Annotated in this window: 7 protein-coding genes; 3 read left to right on the top strand and 4 right to left on the bottom strand. The window is 62.2% G+C overall.

The window, feature by feature from the left end; all coding sequences use genetic code 11:
* Positions 1-181 precede the first annotated feature (181 nt).
* From LJE91_15530 to LJE91_15515, 4 genes are all read right to left on the bottom strand, one after another.
* Complete coding sequence (locus LJE91_15530; protein MCG6870085.1) at positions 182-637, bottom strand: EipA family protein; 456 nt, start codon at positions 635-637, stop codon at positions 182-184.
* 284 nt (positions 638-921) lie between these two features.
* Positions 922-1,800, bottom strand: a complete 879-nt coding sequence (locus tag LJE91_15525) for a peptidylprolyl isomerase (GenBank protein MCG6870084.1) — start codon at positions 1,798-1,800, stop codon at positions 922-924.
* Between the two features lie 106 nt (positions 1,801-1,906).
* The gene (locus LJE91_15520; GenBank protein ID MCG6870083.1) at positions 1,907-2,206 is read right to left on the bottom strand and encodes a YciI family protein; all 300 of its coding nucleotides are present in this window, start codon (positions 2,204-2,206) and stop codon (positions 1,907-1,909) included.
* Positions 2,207-2,223: 17 nt separating this feature from the next.
* A complete protein-coding gene (locus LJE91_15515) occupies positions 2,224-2,847 on the bottom strand; it encodes a septation protein A (GenBank protein MCG6870082.1) in 624 nt (207 codons plus the stop codon).
* A 334-nt stretch (positions 2,848-3,181) separates the two neighbouring features.
* Here LJE91_15515 and LJE91_15510 point away from each other — a divergent pair, with 334 nt between their 5' ends.
* The 3 genes from LJE91_15510 (at position 3,182) to LJE91_15500 (ending at position 5,987) form a co-directional block, all read left to right on the top strand.
* Positions 3,182-3,808 (top strand): threonylcarbamoyl-AMP synthase, encoded by a 627-nt coding sequence (locus LJE91_15510; GenBank protein ID MCG6870081.1) that lies wholly within the window; start codon positions 3,182-3,184, stop codon positions 3,806-3,808.
* 301 nt (positions 3,809-4,109) lie between these two features.
* Positions 4,110-4,760: a site-2 protease family protein gene (locus LJE91_15505; GenBank protein MCG6870080.1), complete on the top strand. Its 651-nt coding sequence runs from the start codon at positions 4,110-4,112 to the stop codon at positions 4,758-4,760.
* 6 nt (positions 4,761-4,766) lie between these two features.
* Positions 4,767-5,987 (top strand): tryptophan--tRNA ligase, encoded by a 1,221-nt coding sequence (locus LJE91_15500; GenBank protein ID MCG6870079.1) that lies wholly within the window; start codon positions 4,767-4,769, stop codon positions 5,985-5,987.
* Positions 5,988-6,000: the final 13 nt, after the last annotated feature.

Raw genomic sequence — 6,000 nt, 5'->3', positions numbered from 1 at the left:
CGACGATGCGCCTGTTGTCGCGTCTTGATGACGAACGATCCCGGCGCGGCGCTGTCCCTGCTTTGCTTGGGCACCGGTCTTGGGCTTCCTGCCCAAGCCGTTCACTGCTTCGCAGCTCACCCGGCGCGATCTGGTATGTCATTTCCCGGCAATCGCCTTATGTCCTAGTGGAAGGGCGATTTCAATCCGCGAGTTCGATCGTCAGCCCGCCGATCGCGGCGGACGCATCGAAGCCCTTGGTTGTCGACCAGACCTTCAGAACGGTCCCTTTCTCGTTCTTGAGGATAGCCTCACCCGCGCCCTTGACGAAGGCCGCGCTGGCACCCGTTGCGTTGTAGCTGCCGGCGACGTCTTCGGGGGTCTTAGCATTGTAGACGTTACCCGTGAGATCGGACTTGGCGATGGTCGCCTGCACGCCCAGGCTCAGCACACGCCCCTTGATGGGGATGCGCTGTCCGTCCATGCGCAATTCGCCCTTGCCCCAGCTCAGACCGAAGATCAGCGCCACTTCCTTGGAAGAGAAGTCGATGTACCCGACAGGCTTGGGCTCCTCCTTCGCGGCGAGGACCGAGGACGTAACCATCGACAGGACGATGGCCATCAGCACAACGGTAAGACTTCTGGTAAAGCGAATCATGGAATGGTTCTCCTTCTGAAGTTTCTAAGCGCAGGTTCGTTAGGGTACGTGGAAACGTCGCATATGCCGTAGATCATTTGAATCCGGATGTCTCCGCCGGGGCTGCCAGTCGCGTCAGGCAATGGCCAGACGACCGGATCCAGGTCGACACACGCTACTGGCTGCCCCTTATAGACGCTTTGTCACCGGGGTGCAAGACGTGATCCGGCTTTCGATCGTACACCGTCGTCAACCACAGGAATAACCGGTCGAGGGCCACGATTTGCAGGAGATCTCGAAGCCACCTATCCCCCGTCAGCCCCGGCGATCTTGATGCTCGCGCCGGAGCGAAGCTCCTTCAGGTAGTCGATCAGGGACCGCTGGACGAGGATCTGCCTGAGTTGGTCCTTGATATCGTCGAAGGCCGGGGGCTCGGGTGTACGGACATCTTCCAGCAGGATCACGTGCCAGCCGAACTGGGTCTGCACGGGTGTCTTGGTATATTCCCCTTTCTTCATGCCGACGATTGCGGTTGCAAACTCCGGGACCATGGTCTGCGGCTGGAACCAGCCCAGGTCACCGCCATTCGGGCCGGAAGGCCCCGTCGACGTCGTCTTGGCCAATTCGGCAAAGTCCGCCCCGCCGTCGAGTTTCACGACCACTTCCTCGGCCGACTGCTCGTCCGCGACCAGGATGTGACGGGCCTTGTATTCCTTGCCCGGGTCCCCGGCAATCTGCCGGTCGTACTCGGCCTTCAGGGCGGCGTCGTCGATGGTCAGGCCGGCGACATGCGCCTTGAGCACTTCACTGGCCAGAAGCTGGGTGCGCAGGCTTTCCAGTTTTGTCTTGAACTCGGGGCTGTCGGAGATGCCCTGCTTGTCGGCCGCCTGCTTCATGAGTTCGACGTTGATCGCCTCCTGCAACAGTGCATTGTCATCGAGCTCCTCGTTGCCCGGTCGTGTACGGAGCGGATCCAGCGTCGCTTCGGTGATGGAAATGCCGTTGACCGTGGCCAGGACGCCGGTGGCTGGCTTAGCACTCGCCGTGGGTTCCTCCTCGGTGGCTGGCTTACCACTCGCCGTGGGTTCCTCCTCGGCGGCCGTGGAACTGTGTTGGGTGCACGCACCGGTCAGCAGCGCCCCAAGGAGCAGTGTGGACAGGGCGCGGATTTGGTATCGGTTCATAATGGTTTCCCTAGGTGCTCGGTTGGTTGGCGTCCTGTGTGGTCACAGCGACCGCCGGTCGGGTGTATAGCGACTTGCCGGGCGAATCACGCCCTGCCGGCGCGAATCAGGGTAGCGCCATGAGGAAAGGTTTGACAATGACGCGCGCGTAGACGCCTGCCTCGATGTATGGGTCCTCATCGGCCCATGCCCTCGCGTCATCCAGCGAGCCGAACTCCGCTACTACCAGGCTGCCGCTGAATCCCGCCGCACCCGGGTCGGACGCGTCGACCGCGGGATGGGGTCCTGCGAGCACCAGGCGACCCGCCCGCTTGAGCGCCTCGAGACGCTCCAGGTGACGGGGTCGCGTCGCCGTTCGAGCTTCCAGGCTGCCCTCCGTGTCTTCGGCGATGATGGCGTAGAGCATGTGTGCGGATCGACGTATCAGCCGGCGCTGGTTTCCTGCCCGGCCACGTGGCGGGCAAGATAAAGGGCCGAGGCGAAAGTGAACACGAAGGTGATGCCGGTCATTCCGAAAAGCCTGAAATTGACCCAGGCGGATTCGCTGTAACCGTAGGCGACATAGAGATTGGCCAGTCCGGCGATCAGGAAAAAGACGACCCAGGCGAAATTGACTCGCCGCCAGATGTCCGCGGGGACGTCGATCGCATGACCGAGCATACGCTGGACCAGCGTCCTTTCGCCGAGATATGCGCTGGCGAGGAAGGCGGCCGCGAAGACCCATTCGAGGATCGTCGGCTTCCACTTGATGAAGGTTGGGTCGCGCAGCGCCAGCGTGGCGCCACCGAACAGCGTAATGAGTATGAGTGACATCAGGTGCATCTTTTGGAAGCTGTGGTGTCGCAGCCAGTAGAGGCCAACCTGCACGAACGAGGCGACGATTGCGGATGCGGTGGCCAGGTAGATTGCCCCGGCGTTGCCGTTCGCCTCGCCCGAACCCGGCAGCACGGCTCCAAGCGTCGCGACGGCGTCCGGGGGCAAGTGCCCGTAGCCCTGGTACACCAGAAAGAAGAGCAGAACCGGAAAGATGTCGAACAGGAGCTTCATTGGGTCGTTGTCGGCAGCCTGACACGAAGGTCGGGTATGTTACCACAAGGGACAGGACACGCTGCTCATCTGAGTCGGGCGAACATCGAATGGGTTGAGATGTCACGCAGGAAGATACGGGGGGTCGGATGGCGTAAGATCGCGCACTCGATCCGTCGCCGGCGTTCCGTTCATGCTGCCGTCACCGCTGAATCACACGGGACTGAGGGGGATCTCCCCGGTCTGGGGCGACATGCCCGTGGTTCTATTCCGGCAGGTACCGATGGTATTGCCGGAGTGCAGGCCTTAGAATCCGCGATTTTTTGCGCGAATGCCAAGCGTTGTGGATCCACAAATGAGCCAGTATTTCGAGATCCACCCGGACAATCCGCAACACCGACTCGTTACCCGGGCCGCGGACATCGTTCGAGGTGGGGGGTTGATTGTCTACCCCTCGGATTCCTGCTACGCGCTGGGTTGCAGTCTGGGTGACAAGCGGTCGATGGAACGGGTGCACCGGTTGCGACACACCGACGAGCGTCATCACTTCACCCTCGTCTGTCGGGACCTGTCGCAGATCTCGATCTACGCGCGCGTGGACAACAGCGCCTACCGCCTGATGAAGGGGCTGACGCCCGGCCCCTACACATTCATCCTGCGTGCGAGCCACGAGGTCCCGCGCCGGTTGCAGACGCCGAAGCGCAAGACCATCGGGCTGCGGGTGCCGGACAACCGCGTTGCACAGAGTCTGCTGGAGGAACTCGGCGAGCCGTTGATGAGCACGACATTGCGACTGCCTGAGGACGACATGCCGATGACGGTTCCCTGGGAGATGCGCGAACGACTCGAGCATCAGGTCGATCTGGTCATCGACGGCGGCTATTGCGGGATCGAGCCGACGACCATCATCGATCTGATGGGTGATGCACCGGAGGTACTGCGGCGCGGCAAGGGACCGGTCGACTGGCGGGAACCGGCGTGAGCGCGCGGCGGCCGTAACCTCGCCAGGGAAGTCTTAGGCGATTTCTGTCAAATGACATACCATCCTGCTTGTCTTTTCGTTCGTCCTCTGTGTTGCGACAACAGTGACATAGTTTGACTATGCGCCTGTTGTCGCGCCTTGATGACGAACGAAAATCCGGCGCGATCTGGTACGCCATTTTCCGGCAATCGCCTTACGGCGAGGATTCGGGCCCCAGGGCCCTGAAAGTCTGGCCTTTGCCGTCCAGCGGCGATTCGATTCCCACGACAGCGCGGGCCATGGCGTATAATCGCCGCGCAATATGAACATACTCCAGACCCTGAGCATCTGGGTGTTACCGGTGCTGTTCGCCGTAACGCTGCACGAAGTGGCGCACGGCTTGACGGCGAGGTACTTCGGTGACCTGACCGCCGAACAGGCAGGCAGACTGAGCCTCAACCCCCTTCGTCACATCGACCCGATCGGCACCGTGCTGGTCCCCGCGGTCCTGCTAGTGGTCGGCGGGTTTGTGTTCGGATGGGCGAAACCGGTCCCGGTCGATCCGCGGCGAATGCGCAATCCGAAACGCGACATGGCCGTGGTGGCCGTAGCCGGCCCCCTCTCCAACCTGGTCATGGCGCTGGGTTGGGCCGTGGTGGCACGCATCGGCCTGGCGCTGCTGGGCGAATGGGAATGGGCCGCGAAGCCCATGATCTACATGGGGCAGGCGGGGATCGTCATCAATCTCATCCTGATGCTTCTCAACCTGTTGCCGCTTCCTCCCCTGGACGGTGGGCGCGTCGTGGCGGGCGTGCTGCCGAACGAACTCTCCCGGCGGTATTCCCTCATCGAACCCTACGGCCTGATCATCCTGCTGGGTCTGCTGTTCCTGGGCATACTCGGCAAACTGCTATCGGGACCGTTCGAGGTGCTGAAGACCGCGATCTTTCAACTTTTCAACCTCCCCTTCTAGGCGAACATGCTCTCAAGCAACCCGTCCCAGAATCAGCGCGTCCTCTCCGGCATGCGTCCCACCGGGCGCCTTCACCTCGGTCACCTGCACGGTGTCCTGCACAACTGGGTCGAACTGCAGCATAGCTACCAATGCCTGTTCTTCGTGGCCGACTGGCATGCGCTGACGACGCACTACGACGAACCTGAGATCATCAAGAAATGTGTCTGGGAGATGGTCGTCGACTGGCTCGCGGCCGGCGTCAATCCCGGCGCCGCCACGCTTTTCATCCAGTCCCGGGTGCCGGAGCATGCGGAACTGCACCTGTTGCTGTCGATGATCACCCCCCTGGGCTGGCTCGAGCGGGTCCCCAGCTACAAGGACCAGCAGGAGAAACTTCGCGAACGCGACCTGGCGACTTACGGGTTTCTCGGCTATCCGCTCTTGCAGTCGGCCGACATCCTCATCTACCGGGCGGGTTACGTGCCGGTGGGCGAAGACCAGGTGGCGCACGTGGAGCTGACCCGTGAAGTCGCGCGGCGCTTCAATCATCTGTACGGACGCGAACCGGGTTTCGAGGAAAAGGCCGAACGTGCCGTCAAGAAGATGGATAAGAAGAACGCCAGGCTGTACCGCGAGTTGCGCCGCAAATTCCAGGAACAGGGCGACGAGCAGTCGCTGGAGGTTGCGCACGCCCTGCTGGAGTCCCAGCAGAACATCTCCCTGGGGGACAGGAATCGGCTGTTCGGTTATCTGGAGGGCACCGGAAGGATCATCCTGCCCGAACCGCAGGCGTTGTTGACCCGGGCCTCGAAGATGCCGGGACTCGACGGTCAGAAGATGTCCAAGTCCTACGGCAACACGATCGCCATTCGAGAGGACCCGAAAAAGGTCGAGAAAAAGCTCCGCACCATGCCGACCGATCCCGCACGGGTGCGACGGTCGGATCCCGGGGATCCACTCAAGTGTCCGGTCTATCAGTTGCACCAGGTGTATTCGGACGATTCGGTACGTGACTGGGTGTGCGAGGGGTGCCGCTCGGCGGGTATCGGCTGCGTGGAATGCAAGCAGCCGGTGATCGACGCGGTCGTCGCCGAGATCCGTGGCATTCGCGAACGGGCCCGCGAGTACGAGGACGACAAGGCCGCTGTGCGCGCCATCATCGCCGACGGCAACGAGGCAGCGCGGGATCTGGCGCGGGATACCCTCGACGACGTCCGCAAGGCGGTCGGTCTGGCATACCGGTGACGGGCGAGGAGCA

This window comes from Gammaproteobacteria bacterium (assembly GCA_022340215.1).
Lineage (GTDB): Bacteria > Pseudomonadota > Gammaproteobacteria > JAJDOJ01 > JAJDOJ01 > JAJDOJ01.
The sequence above is the reverse complement of the archived record's forward strand: the minus strand, read 5'-3'. Positions and strand labels throughout refer to the sequence as shown.